The 14,751-nt window shown below is 62.9% G+C and carries 15 protein-coding genes and 1 tRNA gene; 8 read left to right on the top strand and 8 right to left on the bottom strand.

What is annotated here, in order from left to right; all coding sequences use genetic code 11:
- Positions 1 to 10 precede the first annotated feature (10 nt).
- Positions 11 to 1,069, bottom strand: a complete 1,059-nt coding sequence (locus FJ946_RS00220; RefSeq protein ID WP_140565221.1) for a polysaccharide deacetylase family protein — start codon at positions 1,067 to 1,069, stop codon at positions 11 to 13.
- 88 nt (positions 1,070 to 1,157) lie between these two features.
- Here FJ946_RS00220 and FJ946_RS00225 point away from each other — a divergent pair, with 88 nt between their 5' ends.
- Positions 1,158 to 2,384 (top strand): GNAT family N-acetyltransferase, encoded by a 1,227-nt coding sequence (locus tag FJ946_RS00225; protein ID WP_140493978.1) that lies wholly within the window; start codon positions 1,158 to 1,160, stop codon positions 2,382 to 2,384.
- A 46-nt stretch (positions 2,385 to 2,430) separates the two neighbouring features.
- Here the strand turns inward: FJ946_RS00225 and FJ946_RS00230 are convergent, their stop codons facing one another.
- Positions 2,431 to 4,680, bottom strand: coding sequence for an exopolysaccharide transport family protein (locus tag FJ946_RS00230; RefSeq protein WP_140565218.1), 2,250 nt, complete (start codon positions 4,678 to 4,680; stop codon positions 2,431 to 2,433).
- Between the two features lie 253 nt (positions 4,681 to 4,933).
- Between FJ946_RS00230 and FJ946_RS00235 the strand changes: the two genes are divergently transcribed.
- The 5 genes from FJ946_RS00235 (at position 4,934) to FJ946_RS00255 (ending at position 9,665) form a co-directional block, all read left to right on the top strand.
- Positions 4,934 to 5,497: a polysaccharide biosynthesis/export family protein gene (locus FJ946_RS00235; protein WP_140493982.1), complete on the top strand. Its 564-nt coding sequence runs from the start codon at positions 4,934 to 4,936 to the stop codon at positions 5,495 to 5,497.
- A 9-nt stretch (positions 5,498 to 5,506) separates the two neighbouring features.
- On the top strand, positions 5,507 to 6,637 hold the full coding sequence (locus FJ946_RS00240) for a glycosyltransferase family 4 protein (RefSeq protein WP_140565215.1): 1,131 nt from the start codon (positions 5,507 to 5,509) through the stop codon (positions 6,635 to 6,637).
- A gap of 93 nt (positions 6,638 to 6,730) precedes the next feature.
- Positions 6,731 to 8,266 carry an undecaprenyl-phosphate glucose phosphotransferase gene (locus FJ946_RS00245; RefSeq protein ID WP_140493986.1) on the top strand — a complete coding sequence of 512 codons (1,536 nt, stop codon included), beginning with the start codon at positions 6,731 to 6,733 and terminating at the stop codon, positions 8,264 to 8,266.
- Entirely contained in the window at positions 8,263 to 9,552 is a 1,290-nt protein-coding gene (locus tag FJ946_RS00250) for an O-antigen ligase family protein (protein ID WP_140565212.1), read from the top strand. Before FJ946_RS00245 ends, FJ946_RS00250 begins: the two co-directional genes overlap by 4 nt.
- A gap of 36 nt (positions 9,553 to 9,588) precedes the next feature.
- Positions 9,589 to 9,665, top strand: a tRNA-Pro gene (locus FJ946_RS00255).
- A 46-nt stretch (positions 9,666 to 9,711) separates the two neighbouring features.
- Here FJ946_RS00255 and FJ946_RS00260 read toward each other — a convergent pair.
- Complete coding sequence (locus tag FJ946_RS00260; RefSeq protein ID WP_140521801.1) at positions 9,712 to 10,173, bottom strand: YbaK/EbsC family protein; 462 nt, start codon at positions 10,171 to 10,173, stop codon at positions 9,712 to 9,714.
- Between the two features lie 138 nt (positions 10,174 to 10,311).
- Positions 10,312 to 10,596, bottom strand: coding sequence for a helix-turn-helix transcriptional regulator (locus tag FJ946_RS00265; protein WP_140521799.1), 285 nt, complete (start codon positions 10,594 to 10,596; stop codon positions 10,312 to 10,314).
- 285 nt (positions 10,597 to 10,881) lie between these two features.
- On the opposite strand from FJ946_RS00265, the gene FJ946_RS00270 reads away from it, so the two are divergent.
- Positions 10,882 to 11,493 (top strand): hypothetical protein, encoded by a 612-nt coding sequence (locus tag FJ946_RS00270; RefSeq protein ID WP_140583720.1) that lies wholly within the window; start codon positions 10,882 to 10,884, stop codon positions 11,491 to 11,493.
- Positions 11,494 to 11,713: 220 nt separating this feature from the next.
- Positions 11,714 to 11,899 carry a hypothetical protein gene (locus FJ946_RS00275; RefSeq protein ID WP_140494001.1) on the top strand — a complete coding sequence of 62 codons (186 nt, stop codon included), beginning with the start codon at positions 11,714 to 11,716 and terminating at the stop codon, positions 11,897 to 11,899.
- 283 nt (positions 11,900 to 12,182) lie between these two features.
- Here FJ946_RS00275 and FJ946_RS00280 read toward each other — a convergent pair whose 3' ends face one another.
- The 4 genes from FJ946_RS00280 to FJ946_RS00295 all read right to left on the bottom strand — a co-directional run bounded on the left by FJ946_RS00280 (position 12,183) and on the right by FJ946_RS00295 (position 14,745).
- Positions 12,183 to 12,485 carry a hypothetical protein gene (locus FJ946_RS00280; RefSeq protein WP_140494003.1) on the bottom strand — a complete coding sequence of 101 codons (303 nt, stop codon included), beginning with the start codon at positions 12,483 to 12,485 and terminating at the stop codon, positions 12,183 to 12,185.
- A gap of 100 nt (positions 12,486 to 12,585) precedes the next feature.
- Positions 12,586 to 13,125: a MerR family transcriptional regulator gene (locus FJ946_RS00285; RefSeq protein ID WP_140494005.1), complete on the bottom strand. Its 540-nt coding sequence runs from the start codon at positions 13,123 to 13,125 to the stop codon at positions 12,586 to 12,588.
- 224 nt (positions 13,126 to 13,349) lie between these two features.
- Positions 13,350 to 13,673, bottom strand: a complete 324-nt coding sequence (locus FJ946_RS00290) for an integration host factor subunit alpha (protein WP_140494007.1) — start codon at positions 13,671 to 13,673, stop codon at positions 13,350 to 13,352.
- 100 nt (positions 13,674 to 13,773) lie between these two features.
- The gene (locus FJ946_RS00295; protein WP_140494008.1) at positions 13,774 to 14,745 is read right to left on the bottom strand and encodes a beta-ketoacyl-ACP synthase III; all 972 of its coding nucleotides are present in this window, start codon (positions 14,743 to 14,745) and stop codon (positions 13,774 to 13,776) included.
- Positions 14,746 to 14,751: the final 6 nt, after the last annotated feature.

The raw sequence follows: 14,751 nt of genomic DNA on the forward strand, positions 1-14,751 counted from the left end.
CCGGCCGGCCTCAGATGGTGACCACCATCCTTCCGGCGTTGGCGAGCGGCGTCGTCACGCCAGACAGCATGGTGCGGATGTGGGCGAGGTTCTGATAACGGCCGTTGACCGAGATGCGCGGCAATGCGTGCAGGAAGCCGGCGTGTTCGGCGCGCAGCACGCCATGACGGGTGGTCACGGCCGAGGTGTAGCCGGCATCGCGGACAAAGCCCACTTCGCGGCAGCCGACGGCGCTGGCATAGCCGTAGGGATAGGCGAAATGGCGCGGCTCCTCGCCCAGCTCGGCTCGCAGGATGGACTTCACCCCGACGATTTCGTGCCGCGCGTCGGCTTCTGAAAGCCGCTTCAGATTGCTGTGATTGATCGTATGAGCACCGATCGTTACGAGCGGATGCGCTGCGATCGCGCGGATCTCCGACCAAGTCATCAGCGTGTCGACGCGCGGCCGGCCGGCGTCGACGCCGTTCGCATGCGCCAGTTCGCGCAGCACGGCGCGCAGGTCCTCCTCGCGAACCTCGCTGGTGAGATAGGTGTGCAGCCGTGCGATGGCCTGGAGCTTTTTGGCCGGGCTGGTGCAGTCGATCGTCGTTTTCCCTTCGGACGTCGTCAGGGTCAGGCGATCGCCCGCGTTGACGAGATCCTCGACCACGTCCCACCACAGATCCGCAGTGCCGTTGATAAGCCCCGGAGCCACATAGATGGTGATCGGCGCGCCGTGCTTTTCCAGCACCGGCAAGGCCTCGGTCATGTTGTCGCGATAGGCGTCGTCGGCGGTGATGGCGGCGAACTGGCCGCCCTTGCCGCGCGCCGCGATACGCTCCACCGCCTCGTCCATCGAGACGAAGGCGTAGCCATCCGCCTTCAGGCCGGCGATCATGGCGTCGAGGAAGCCGGGCGCAATGTTGAGATGACGGTTGACGCTGTCGGGCTTTTCGGGCTTTGCCGTAACGCGGTGCAGCATGAGGATGGCGCCAATACCGCCGACCAGCGGTTTGGCCAGCGGTGCGAGGCCGGTATAGCGGGCGACGTTGAGCGCCAGCTTTCGGATTGCCTCCCCGCCGTCGATCATTCCTTCACCTTTTGCGCCTAGGCTGAACCAAGCACGGATACGCCTGAGCGCCCCCAAATCGGCAGCAATACGCCCTAAGGATTGAGGTATGGTTGACGCGGCCGCGTCATTTGACGGCAATCGCCTGGCGGCAATCGAAGCCCCGCCCAGTGTGCCGCCGATAGAGCCGGCTGGGCTGTCGGTTTCCACCGCTTCCGCCGATGGGCTCGCGGCCTATGCCGCGTTCTGCCGCTCCGCCGTGTTCGCGCCGGCGCAGAGCGCGGTTTGGATCCGCAACTGGGCCGCGCAGGTCGAGCCGGACCCGGTCGTGGCGATGCTGAATTGCGAAGGCAGACCGGTTTTCGCACTGGCGCTGGAGGTCGTCGGCCATGGGCCATTCCGTGTTGCCCGCTTCATGGGCGGCCGCCACGCCAATGGCAATTTCGTCGCCGCCGACCCGCAATGGCTTGCCAGGGCGGACAGTGCGGCTATTCGTTCGACCCTGGCGGCCATAGCCGAGGCTCGCCCCGACATCGATCTCGTCGCCTTCGAACGCCTGCTGCCCGACCTCGATGGCGTAGCCAACCCACTCGCCTCGTTCGATTATTTCGACAGCCCGAACCTGTCGCTCGCCGTCGACCTGGTCGGCGGTTTCGATGCACTGCTCTCTCGGGCAAACGGAAAGCGCAAACGCAAGAAGCACCGCTCGCAGACGCGCAAGTTCGAGGCCATCGGCAGCCATCGGCGCATCGAGGCGCGGACCGTGGACGAGGTCGGCCGGCTGCTCGACGGCTTTTTCGAGATGAAGGAATCCCGCTTCCGCAGGATGGGCATCGCCAACGTCTTCGGCGACAATCAAGTGCGCGCGTTCTTCCGTGCTCTGTTCACCGAGGCGCTTGCCGAGGATAAGCCCTCCTTCGTGCTGCACGGGCTCGAGGTCGCCGGCAAGCTTCGCGCCGTGACCGGATCGAGCCGCTCGGGCAAACGGCTGATCTGCGAGTTCGGCGCGATCGCCGAGGATGACCTCGCCCACACCAGCCCCGGCGACTTCCTGTTCTTCGACAATATCCAGGAAGCCTGCGAGGCGGGTTTCGACGTCTATGATTTCTCGGTCGGCGACGAGCCGTACAAGCGTTTATGGTGCGATATCGAAACGCAGCACTTCGAGGTGCTGGTTCCGCTGACGTCGAAAGGCCGGGCACTGGCGCTGGGGCTGCGGCAAAGCGCCAGGCTGAAAGCCGTCGTCAAGAACAGTCCGACGATCTGGAAGCTGACCAAGCTGCTGCGTCGCAAGGCCGCTGGCCAGGCGCCGGCGCCCGCCGAGGACGGTAGCTAACCCGCCCACCTTCCAACGTGATGACCACAAGCGCCGCTCATCGGACTCAAGCCGCCGAGCGCCTTCCCGGCACCGGGGTGCCCGGCGGTTCGTGGCCGAGCGGGGTCACCAGCGTCAACTCCGGATAGCCATTCTCGATAAGCTTGACGGCGGCCTGCGTCACCTCATCATCCGGCTCCAGCATGGAGAGGAACACCTCGGTCGCATCGCCACCCAGACGGCTGATGCCTTGGGCGTCGGCGGGACCGCATTCGACCACCACCAGGTCATAGGCGGTGGTCAGCGATTGCATGATGATCGGCAGCCGGTCGGCGGCGCGCATGGCGCGAACCGGATCGGCGGTGCCGACAGGAATGACATGGCAGTCGGAATAGAGGTCGGGGTGGATGACTTCGCTGAACTGCGCCTGCGACGCGAGCAGATTGGTGATGCCCGGGAACAGTCCGCTGTCGAGCATCGGTCGCGAGGCGGCGCCGGAAGCCGTGAGGTCGAGCAGCAGCACGCGCAGGCCGGCGTCGGAGACCTCACGCGCCACCAGGATCGCGGACGCGGCCGCCTCGTCGCCTTCGGGCGACACGAAGATGGCGCGCGCGGCGCCGCTTGCGATCAGCTTTTCCGCCGCTTTTTCAACGTCGATCTCCCCCAGCACCGAACGCGGCCTGGTTTTGGCGACCGGGACGGCCTCGGCAACAGGGACGGTTTCGGCGACCGGTGCGCCGGCGGCGGGTTCGACCTCTATGGCAGATTCCGCCGGCGAGGGCAGATCCGGTTCCACCATCATCTCCGGTTCCACCGCTTTCTCAGCGTGGTGCTCAGGCCCGGACTCTGGAATGATCGTCGTTTCCCTGGCCGCGACCGGCATCGCCACCTCGTCGATCGGCTCGAAGCGAGCGCCGCTGGCCGGGCGCATGGCGCGGCCGGAAAAGAGTTCGCGCAGCAGCGTGAACACCGACATGAGCAAAAGCGAGGCGGCAAAAGCAGCACCGACGATCGGCCCGATCTTGGGGAAGTAGGCCTCGGAAGGCACTACGGCCTTCGAGATGACACGCGCGTCGACCGGCACGTAATTGCGATCCTGGCGCGAAGCCGCCTCGCGGTAGTTGGTCAGGTAAAGTTCGAGCTGCTGGCGCTTGGCGGCAGCGTCACGCTGCAGCGCATCGAGACCGACCTGCTGTTCGCCTGCCTCCGCGGAAGCCGCCTTCAGCGTGTTGACGTCGGCGACGAGCTGGCTCTCACGTGACTTGGCGGCATCGGCCTGCATGGCCAGCCCCTTCATCACCTTCTGAGCTTCGCTGCGGATCTGCGCGTCGAGATCGGCCAGCTGTGATTTTGCCGCGCGAATGCGCGGATGATTGTCGAGCAGCGTCGTCGACAGGTCGGCGATGTTGGCGCGCAGTTCGACCTGCCGTTCGCGCAAGCGCTGGATCAGATCGGATGACAGCACCTCGGGCAGCGAATCCAGCGAGCCGCCATTCTGCAGCGCCTTGCGCACGCTGTCGGCGGTGCCCTCGGCGGCGGCGCGGTTGGCCCGCACCCGCGACAATTCGGTCGACAGTTCGGCCAGTTGTTGGGTGGCGAGCACAGAATTGTTGCCGCCCACCAGAAGGTCCGACTGGGCGCGATAGGCGGCGACCTTGGCCTCGGCATCCCTGACCTGCTTCTGCAGATCGGCGATCTCGGGAGCCAGGAAGTCCGCCGCGGCGGTGTTGGATTCGAGCTTGGCCGCGCCCTGCCCGGCAATGTAGGCGGCGGCAATGGCATCGGGGATAGCAGCCGCGAGCTTGGGATCTTCCGAGGAGAACTCGATGGCGATGATACGCGTCTTTTCGACGCCATAGACGTTGAGCTTCTCGCGCATCTTCTTCAGGACGCGTTCGTCGACCGGAATATCCATGGGATCGTTCTTCAACCCCACCAGGATCAGCAGGCGGCTGAGAGGCGACATATCGACAGTTTCGTCGAATTCGTGCAATCGCGACAGATCAAGCTTCTGCGCCACCCGCTTCAGGATTTCGTTGGACGAAATGATCTGGACCTGGGTGGCGACGCCTTGCTCATCGAGGATCGGCTTGTCGCTGTCATTGCTGCCGGCGGGGCGCGTGTAGACGGATTCACGCGTATCGATCTGAACCTGCGTCTGGGCCTTGTAGTGCTTGGTTGCCAGCGAAGCGAGCGCAAACGCCAACCCGGTGACCACCAGGGAGACGACCAATATTCGCAGCCAGTTCCTCGCCAGGCTGGCGAAGAGCTGCCTGAGATCGACGTCAACGTCTGCGGCCGTGGACTGAACGGACATGCATCCTACTCCGATACGGATCGCATGCACCGTAAACAACTATGGTAACTCAGCCGTTAAGATCACAGGAAGCTTCCGTCAGGACTTACTGGCAGGCGCCAAGCAAAACCGTCAAAGTTATAAAACTCCTGCCGATCGATGCCGTATCGATCGCGCCCTTTACCGGCCATTAACCCTAACAGGACGATAACGGACGCGCTCTCAGATGTTTGCTGCGACGCCGCAGCGGCCAGTCGAAGGTATGTGTCCTGTCATGAAAAGCACTGCTTCCCTCTTTCGCGCGCTGCTTGCCGTGTCGATGCTTGCTGGCTGCTCCAGCTACCGGCCGACGCCGGCCGCCTTCCACGAGGTGCTCGATCAACCCTATCGCCTGGGCGCCGGTGACCGCGTCCGCGTCACCGTGTTCGAGCAGGACGGGCTGACCAACACCTATAGTGTCGACCAGTCCGGATATCTCTCCTTCCCGCTGGTCGGCGCCGTGCCGGCCCGCGGCCACACCGCCCAGCAGATGGAAAAGGAAATCGCCGACAAACTGCGCCAAGGCTATCTGCGCGATCCCGATGTTTCCGTCGAGATCGACCGCTACAGGCCTATCTTCGTCATGGGCGAAGTGGGCGCCGCCGGCCAGTATTCCTATGTGCCCGGCCTCACCGTTCAGAAAGCCGTCGCCATTGCCGGCGGCTTCACGCCGCGCGCCAACCAGGAAAGCGTCGACATCACCCGAGATATCAACGGCAAGGTGATGACCGGCCGGGTTGTCACGTCAGACCCGCTGCTGCCCGGAGATACTGTCTATGTGCGTGAACGTCTGTTCTGACGAACACACGTGGCGGACAAACTCAGGATCGTCCATTGCTTTCGTTCACCTGTCGGCGGGATCTTTCGGCATGTGCGGGACCTCGCGGAAGCTCAGGTCGCCGCCGGCCATTCGGTCGGCATCGTGTGCGATTCGACCACAGGCGGGGAATACGAGGAGCGCCTGTTCAAGCGGATGAAGGCCATGCTGGCGCTCGGCATCCATCGCACGCCGATGCAGCGCCATGTCGGACTGGGCGATCTCGCCTCGGCCTCGCGCACCTACGGAATCATCAAGGAATTGCGGCCGGACGTGCTGCACGGGCACGGCGCCAAGGGTGGCGCCTATGCCCGTCTGTTCGGCTCACTGTTGCGGGTATCAAGGTCTCGCGTAGCCCGCCTTTATTCGCCGCATGGCGGTTCTCTCCACTATGACGAGAGCACGTTCACGGGAAAGCTGTTCTTCGCGCTCGAGCGATCCATGGCTCACTTCACCGACTGTCTGCTGTTCGTCTCGGACTATGAGCGACGCACCTATCGCAGGAAGGTCGGCGAGGCGCCCATTCCGAACGCGCTGGTCTACAATGGCCTGCGCGCGGCTGAGTTCGACCCCGTTCCGGAGAAGCCCGGAATGGTGGACCTGCTCTACATCGGCATGATGCGTGACCTCAAGGGACCCGACATCTTCATCGACGCGCTGGCCCTTGCGGGGACACGGCTCGGACGCCCGCTGGGCGCGGTCATGGTGGGCGACGGCGACAACCTGCCTCGGTACCGCGCGCAAGTGAGGCGGCTCGGGCTTGACGGCAATGTGCGTTTCCTGCCGCCGATGCCGGCCAGGGATGCCTTTGCGCTGGGCGCGCTGGTCGTCGTTCCTTCGCGCGCCGAAGCATTGCCGTATGTCGTGCTCGAGACGCTGGCGGCGGGAAAACCGATGATCGCCACGGCCGTTGGCGGCATACCGGAGATCTTCGGCGCCGATTCCCCTGCCCTGATCAGACCTGATCCGTTGCAGCTTGCCGACAAGATCGCCGAAGCGCTGGCCGATCCCGCCGCCTATCGAAAACTGATGCCCGATCGCGCCGATCTGGAGGCACGCTTCGGAGCCGATGTCATGGCTGCCGAGATCGAGAAAGCGTATTTCGCGGCGCTGGCCAAATAAACCACCGGCCCAAGCCCTTCCAAAGCCACGCGTTGTTTCAAGGGTTTCTTAGCTCTCTTTTGCTATTGCCTGGGGGAAGCTTGCGGAAATCCCATGAACGAGATCGATCCCGTGCACCGCTTTTCGGCAGAGGCTGTGCGCAAACTCGACACCCCGACCGATGGCGGCATGCCGGGCGGCATGAATGATGTCGCCCGTCAGGTCGCCTCGCAATACCGGCGCGATACGATGTCGCCGATCATGGTCAGCGGCGTCCTGCGGATGGTCGAGTTCGCAGTGCTGTTCCTTTCCGGCCTCGGCGTCTATTTCTACTTTGTCGGCTTCTTCAACTATTTCGCCTGGCAATATCCGCTGACGATCGCCGCCGCGTCGTTCCTTGCAGTGGTGCTGCTCGACGTCACCGATTGCTACCAGATCGTCTCGCTCATGCGGCCGATCGCCAATTTTGGACGTTTGCTGCTGGTCTGGGCCGGCACGTTCGCCCTCATGGCGCTGACGGCATTCGTGATGAAGATATCTGAAAACTATTCACGATTGCTGTTCGGCACCTGGTTCGCCGTCGGTTTCATTCTCATCTTCGGCCTGCGGCTGGTGATGTCGAAGCTGATCCGGCGCTGGGCGCGCGACGGCCACATGGAGCGGCGCGCCGTCATCGTCGGCGGCGGCAAGGCAGCGGAGGTCCTGATCCGCTCGGTCGAGAGGCAGCCCTACAACGACATCCGCATTTGCGGCATTTTCGACGATCGCAGCGACAAACGCTCGCCGCCTATCGTCGCCGGCTATCCCAAGCTCGGCACAATCTCGGAGCTGATCGAATTCGCCCGCATCGCCCGCATCGACATGCTGATCGTGTCGCTGCCGCTGACCGCCGAATCGCGCGTGCTGCAATTGCTGAAGAAACTGTGGGTGCTGCCGGTCGACATCCGGCTGTCGGCGCATTCGAACGCGCTGCAGTTTCGTCCACGCGCCTATTCCTACATCGGCTCGGTGCCGATGCTCGACATCTTCGACAAGCCGATCAACGACTGGGATTCGGTGGCCAAGCGCGCCTTCGACATCGTTTTCAGCCTGATCGGCATCGTCGTGTTCTCACCGGTGATGCTGGCGACCGCTATCGCCATCAAGCTCGACAGCAAGGGACCGGTGCTGTTTCGCCAGAAGCGGCATGGTTTCAACAATGAGGTGATCGAAGTCTACAAATTCCGCTCGATGTATGCCGACCGGTCGGACCCGACCGCCAGACAGACGGTCACCAAGAACGACCCGCGCGTCACCCGCGTCGGCCGCTTCATCCGCAAGACCTCGATCGACGAGCTGCCGCAGTTCTTCAATTCGCTCTTGGGTTCGCTGTCGCTGGTCGGCCCGCGGCCGCACGCGATTGCCGCGCAGTCGCACAACCTGCTCTACAACGAAGTGGTCGACGGCTATTTCGCGCGCCACAAGGTCAAGCCCGGCGTCACCGGCTGGGCGCAGATCAATGGCTGGCGCGGCGAGATGGACACCAACGAGAAGATCCGCATGCGGACGGAATACGACCTCTATTATATCGAGAACTGGTCGATGCTGTTCGACCTGCGGATCCTGTTCCTGACGCCGATCCGGCTGCTCAACACGGAAAACGCCTATTGAGCGCGGTCACCCATGACCTGCCGCGCGCGGCGGTCAATGCCAAGCTGATCGCACTGATTTCCTCGGGCGCGGTCGGGCTCGGCATCCTGCTTTCCGGCTTCGTTATCAGCGAGCCGGCTCCTTACGAAATCTACATGGCCGGCCTGATCGCCATCTGGGCGCTTTTCGGTTTGAGGATTTCGCGCGCGGCCGCGCCGCTGCTGGTGCTTCTGGTGACGATGAATATTGGCGGCATGATCGCCATGACGCAGATGTCAGACCTCGCCAACACGCCGCTCTACCTTGCAGTGTCGCTGTTTCTCGCCTTCAGCGCGGTCTTCTTCGCATCGGTCACCGCCACGCAGCCGAGCCTCTACCGGCTGATCTTCATTGCCTATGTCGTATCCGCGGTGATGACTTCGCTGCTCGGCATAGCAGGGTATTTCCATGCCTTCCCGGGCGCGGAGATGTTCACCAAATACGACCGCGCCGCAGGCGCCTTCCAGGACCCGAACGTGTTCGGGCCGTTCCTGGTTCTGCCCGGCATCTATCTGCTCTATCTGCTGCTGACCGGGCCGGTCTCGCGCATGCCGCTGCTGGCGGTGCCGCTGCTCATCATCACATCAGGCATCTTCTTCTCCTTCTCGCGCGGCGCCTGGGGCATGTTTGCCGTCTCTGCCGTTCTGCTTACCGGCTGCCTGTTCCTGCAGAGCAACAGCGGCATGTTCCGGCTGCGCGTGGTGGTGATGACCATCGCGGCATTGTCGCTGCTGACGATCGCCATGATCGTCATCCTGCAGCTGCCGGGCGTGGCGGAAATGTTCTCCAACCGTGCCCATCTCGAACAGAGCTACGACACCGCCCGCCTCGGCCGCTTCGCCCGCTATGCAATCGGCTTCCAAATGGCGATGGAGCACCCGTTCGGCATCGGGCCTCTGGTGTTCGGCACCATCTTCGGCGAGGACACCCACGACATCTGGCTGAAGATGCTGATGGATTATGGCTGGCTCGGCTTCGTATCGTTCCTGACGCTTGTCCTCTGGACGATATGTGCCGGATTCCGCATCCTGCTGCGCGACCGGCCATGGCAGCCCTATCTCCTGTGCGCCTATGTCGCCTTCATCGGCAATGTCGGGCTCGGCACCTTCATCGACATCGACCATTGGCGCCACGTCTATCTGCTGCTCGGATTGGTCTGGGGCGCGATCGCGCTGGAACACCGTCATCAGCGGCAATTACGGCTGGCGATGCCGGGCTCAACAGCCATCGCATTCACACCAGCGCGACAAGCGCCGAATTTCGGTTGACCCGAGCGGGGTTATCACGATACATCGCGACCGGTCCGGAGTGTAGCGCAGCCCGGTAGCGCACTTGACTGGGGGTCAAGGGGTCGTCGGTTCGAATCCGGCCACTCCGACCATTTTAAACAAGGACTTACCCCCAAAGTCCGTCTCATCTATCGCCATCTACCCCTGGCACACATCGACCCATTCGGCGCCGGTGAGATCAGCCATGCGTTGCGGTGCGATGCGCACCGCCGCGTTGGTGGCGCCGGCGGCGGGCACCACCTCTTCGAAACCGCGCAGCGACACGTCGCAATAGACCGGCAGCGGCGCCGGCAGGCCGAACGGGCAGACACCGCCGACCGGATGGCTGGTTGCCTCGATAACCTCAGCGGCCTCCAGCATGCGCGGCTTGCTGCCGAACCGATCCTTGAACTTGCGATTGTCCAGCCTGGCGGTGCCGCTGGTCACGACCAGCATGGTGCGTTCGCCGACGCGAAGGCAGATCGTCTTTGCGATCTGTGCCGGCAACACGCCGTGCGCCTGCGCAGCCAATGCTACGGTTGCCGAACTCGCGTCAGTCACGATCACGTCGATGTCAGGCGCCTTGCTGGCAAAGAAGGCACGAACGGATTCCAAGCTCATCGAAACCCCGCGGATCGAAATGACGAAGCAGCAAGCTAGGCCGGCGCGTCCATAAACACGTGCCGAAGCCTTCAGTCACGGCAAACAGAAAACCCGCCAAGGTCCCCGGCGGGTTTTCGAACATGCATGGCACTGGCGCTACAGCGCGGGGCGGTCTTGCGCGGCCCGCGCCTGCACGGCCGTGCCGAGCAGCGCCTCCTGAGGAAGCCGAAGCGCCGACGCAATACGGCGCAGTTGCGACGGATCGGCCGTCCTGCCGTTCTCGATATCCTCGATTTCGTCGACCGACAGACCGGTTGTCAGGGAAAGCTCCTCGACACTGTATCCCTTGGTTTCCCGAATCGTTCTGAGGGCGCTATGGCCTTGCCCGGCTTCGCTGGCAACCAGTTCCGGGAGGGGTTCGCGCTTTGCACTGTATGGCATTGGCAACTCCGTTGGCTGAAAGAGTTTGATGAAAATGGTGTTGCCTGAGACGGCGAGAACATGCCCGCTTGCGGGTGATTTGCCAAGTCACAAACTGGCCGTCACAGCATCGTGAACCATGCCTGGCGGACGCCGCTCGCAACCGCTCTCGATCAAGTTCTTTTGAACACCTGATCACCTCGTCCCTCGATGATTTTTACGACCCCGTTCGTTAGTTCAATTGCGCCGGCGCGAAACCCAAGACGTTGCCGGCGCGGCTGTCATTTTCCTGAAAGGATCGATGCGATGAAATTGCGGACAATCATGATCGTGCTCGGCACGCTTTCCAGCCTTGGCCTTGCTGCAACCAGCGCGCCGGCGGCAGACACGGTGCGGGTGCGCGGCGTCGTGGCCAGTTCCGACCAATCCCAGCTGACGGTGAAAAACCGCCAGGGTGGCATGGATAAGATCAAGCTCGCTGCCGGATGGAAGATATCGGGCGTCGCGGGCGCGTCGGTAAAGGACATCAAGCTCGGCGATTTCCTCGGCATAGCATCCGTGTCGAAAGCCGATGGCGGCAGCGGCGCGCTCGAGGTCGTGGTGTTTCCCGCAGCCTTGAAAGGCACGGGCGAAGGCGACCGCGCCTGGGACCTCAAGCCCAACAGCCGCATGACCAACGGCACCGTCGCCGACGTGACCGACGTGAATGGCCGCGCGGTGACGCTGACCTATGACAACGGCCAGACAAAGAAGATCTCAATCCCCGACAAGACGCCGGTCGTCACCTTCGCGCCGGCCACGCCGGGCGATCTCAAGCCCGGCGCGCCCGTCGTGGTCACCGCGACGCGCGGCGCCGACGGCACGCTGAGTGCCAACCGCGTCGTGGTCGGCAACAATGGCGTGGTCCCGCCCATGTAAGCCGGTTGCGTCTGCGGCCCCGTACCGAAATTTCTCCCGCTCATCGGCGCTGTGGGCTCAGCCTGTCGGCGGAGCCCACAGGCTGCGCCGCCAGACACATTCCAGAAACAAAATTCTATATTCGGGAAATACTGACGAAAAAAATCGGGAGCGTAATCCCGCTCGCGGCGAACAGGCTGTTGGCCTGATTCAGATTGCCTGCGAACAAAGGAAGATATCCATGAAGAAGTCCCTCCTCTCGGCCCTCGGGCTTGCAGTTGCACTTGCATTCACCATGCCAATCCTCGGCGCGACCAGCGCTGATGCGGCGCCGATGCATAAGCATCATCGTCATCATCGCAAGCACCATCGCAGCCACCACTACCATCATCACCACCACCACAAGGTCATGGGCAAGAAGGCCTGAGCTTAACCGACTGCCAATGAGAAGACCGGCTTTGGCTTCTTGTTCGAAGCCGGTCTTCTCCTGGTTTCCTCCGGATACGCGCCGTATCAGCGCGATCTCGCAGCGCTACAACGAGCGCCTGCTCTGACGAAAAAACCCCTGTTCGTGGTGCAGACCGACAAGCTGGGGCTATGGCCCTTTTTTCGTGGCACCCACAGGCGCCGCTGTCCTAAACCGGGTGCACTTTCGGGCAACATGAATCTCCCGCGCACCGATCCAGCGGAACCGAGGAATAAAATAAAGGTCAGCGCCGGCTGAACAGCAGACTGGCGACCAGACCAAGCACCACAAAGCCGATCGCTGCGGCCGCCGCCGGATGCTCGCGGGCGGATTTCTCGATCGCCCTGCCCCGCTCGCGGATCGCCGGCAACGCATCGTGCAGACGTTCCGCAAGGTCGGAATACGTGTCAAGCGCCGCGTCGCGACCGTCTTCGTAATAGGCGCCGCCCCGCCTGGACGCAGCCTTCTTCAGGGCCGCCAATTCCCTGGAGAGTGCAGCGACCCGCCTGTCGAGATCGACGTCCGAGAGGGTCGAGAATAATGCCATGATGCGTTTCCTTGTCTGCTCAAGCCTTGTCTTGCTCAAGAAAACGTAACGCATCACCCAAAGGCGGGTTCCCGTTCTTCAGGCGCCGGCCGGTTGCCCGTCAGCGCACTTGGTCGAGGAGGCGCTTGCATTCGAGGAGGTCGAACAAAGCTTCCTGCAACAGCGCGCGATTGTCCCGCGACAGTTTCGAAGCGTCCGGCTGGACCGGGCCTTCCTCGTCGCTCTTGCCAAGACCGAAGAAACGGCGGCTGGGCTTGACCCTCGGCTGGCCAACCAGTTCGTCATCTCCGCCGCGCGGTTGCGCTGCCGCCGTCAACGGCACCTGGTCGGCCTGCTTTCGTTGCGAGATCGCCTCGACGGCGGCCATATCGCCATTGCCGATGGCAACCAGGAAATGGTTGCCGTTTTCGCGCAACAGCTTCTGCACGCCCTTGATGGTGTAGCCCTGGTCGTAGAGCATATGGCGAATGCCCTTGATCAGTTCTACATCCTGCGGCCGGTAGTAGCGGCGGCCGCCGCCGCGTTTCATCGGCTTGATCTGGTTGAAACGCGTTTCCCAGAAGCGCAGCACGTGCTGCGGCAGATCGAGGTCTTCGGCGACCTCACTGATGGTGCGAAAGGCGTCAGGGCTCTTGTCCATGGGCGAAATCCTCACACTGGAGCATGATCCCGGGACATGGGAACCGGCGTTCGAACGGGATTCCCTCGACAGGAGGGGAGCTCATTCCGGCTGCGCGTAACGATCACGCGGAACACCAATCCGGCCATGTTGCCGAATCGGGTCTCATTTCAGCGGTTTGTGAGGCAATATTCAAGCCCGGCATCATCGCAAGGCCTGTTTTCAACCGTGCATTTGCAGCGAGCCTACTTGCCGCCCTTCGCCTTGCCGCTCTGGTGGGAGCGCAAGATGCGGTTCTTCAGCACGTTCGACGACTTGAAGGTCATCACCCGACGCGGCAGGATCGGCACCTCTTCGCCGGTCTTGGGATTGCGCCCGATGCGCTCGTTCTTGGAGCGGACGTGGAACGTCGCGAAAGACGACAGTTTCACCGTCTCGCCACGGACGATCGCCTCGCAGATCTCGTCCAGCACCGCCTCGACAAGTTCCGCCGATTCAGTGCGCGACAAACCTACCTTGCGGTAAACGGCTTCGGCAAGGTCGGCGCGCGTAAGTGTCTTTCCCCCCATGCGACCGTCCCATCAGCTCAAACATAAAATCGACACAACAGCGGCAGAGCCTAAGTAATTGATCCGGCAAGGTCAAGGACCGAACCGGACCGTTCGGCACTTACCAGCGAAGCAGAACCGCGCCCCAGGTGAAGCCGCCGCCCATCGCTTCCAGAAGCACAAGGTCGCCCTTTTTGATGCGGCCATCGGCAACAGCCACGGAAAGCGCCAGCGGCACGGAAGCAGCCGAGGTGTTACCGTGCAGATTGACCGTCACCACCACCTTTTCCTCAGCTATCCCGAGCTTCCTGGCGGAAGCGTCAATGATCCGTTTATTGGCCTGATGCGGCACGAACCAGTCGAGGTCGTCGGCGGTGATGCCGGCCTGCGAAAACGTCGCCTCGATGACGTCGGTGATCATGCCTACCGCATGTTTGAAGACCTCGCGGCCTTCCATCCTGAGGTAGCCGACCGTTCCCGTCGTCGAAGGCCCGCCGTCGACAAAGAGCTTGTCCTTGTGCGCGCCGTCGGAGCGCAGGCTCATCGCCAGCACGCCGCGGTCGGCAATACTGCCGCCCCCTTCGCCGGCTTCAAGAACCAGGGCGCCGGCGCCGTCGCCGAACAGTACGCAGGTCGAGCGATCGGTCCAGTCGAGGATGCGCGAAAAGGTTTCCGAGCCGATCACCAGCACGCGCTTGGCCAAGCCGCCGCGAATATAGAGGTCGGCCGTGGTTACCGCATAGACGAAGCCCGAGCATACCGCCTGCAGGTCGAAGGCAAAGCCGTGATGCATGCCGAGCCGGTTCTGGATTTCGACGGCCGTGGCCGGAAAAGTATTGTTGGGTGTCGAGGTCGCCAGCACGATCAGGTCGATGTCTCCGGGTGTCAGGCCGGCATCGGCGAGCGCTGCGCGCGCCGCCGCCTCACCCAGCGAAGCGGTGGTCTCGTCGTCGGCCGCGATATGGCGCTGGCGGATGCCGGTGCGCTGGGCGATCCACTCGTCCGAGGTTTCGACCATGCCTTCAAAGTCGGCATTCTTCATGATGCGGCGGGGCAGCGCGGCGCCCATGCCGCGCACGACTGATCTGATCAAAGTTCT

The sequence above is a fragment of the Mesorhizobium sp. B2-4-7 genome, assembly GCF_006442685.1.
Taxonomy (GTDB): Bacteria; Pseudomonadota; Alphaproteobacteria; order Rhizobiales; family Rhizobiaceae; genus Mesorhizobium.

Coding starts and splice junctions, on each gene's coding strand:
- FJ946_RS00220 (WP_140565221.1), bottom strand. CDS start 1,069: ATGATCGACGGCGGGGAGGCAATCCGAAAGCTGGCGCTCAACGTCGCC.
- FJ946_RS00225 (WP_140493978.1), top strand. CDS start 1,158: ATGGTTGACGCGGCCGCGTCATTTGACGGCAATCGCCTGGCGGCAATC.
- FJ946_RS00230 (WP_140565218.1), bottom strand. CDS start 4,680: ATGTCCGTTCAGTCCACGGCCGCAGACGTTGACGTCGATCTCAGGCAG.
- FJ946_RS00235 (WP_140493982.1), top strand. CDS start 4,934: ATGAAAAGCACTGCTTCCCTCTTTCGCGCGCTGCTTGCCGTGTCGATG.
- FJ946_RS00245 (WP_140493986.1), top strand. CDS start 6,731: ATGAACGAGATCGATCCCGTGCACCGCTTTTCGGCAGAGGCTGTGCGC.
- FJ946_RS00260 (WP_140521801.1), bottom strand. CDS start 10,173: ATGAGCTTGGAATCCGTTCGTGCCTTCTTTGCCAGCAAGGCGCCTGAC.
- FJ946_RS00265 (WP_140521799.1), bottom strand. CDS start 10,596: ATGCCATACAGTGCAAAGCGCGAACCCCTCCCGGAACTGGTTGCCAGC.
- FJ946_RS00270 (WP_140583720.1), top strand. CDS start 10,882: ATGAAATTGCGGACAATCATGATCGTGCTCGGCACGCTTTCCAGCCTT.
- FJ946_RS00275 (WP_140494001.1), top strand. CDS start 11,714: ATGAAGAAGTCCCTCCTCTCGGCCCTCGGGCTTGCAGTTGCACTTGCA.
- FJ946_RS00280 (WP_140494003.1), bottom strand. CDS start 12,485: ATGGCATTATTCTCGACCCTCTCGGACGTCGATCTCGACAGGCGGGTC.
- FJ946_RS00285 (WP_140494005.1), bottom strand. CDS start 13,125: ATGGACAAGAGCCCTGACGCCTTTCGCACCATCAGTGAGGTCGCCGAA.
- FJ946_RS00290 (WP_140494007.1), bottom strand. CDS start 13,673: ATGGGGGGAAAGACACTTACGCGCGCCGACCTTGCCGAAGCCGTTTAC.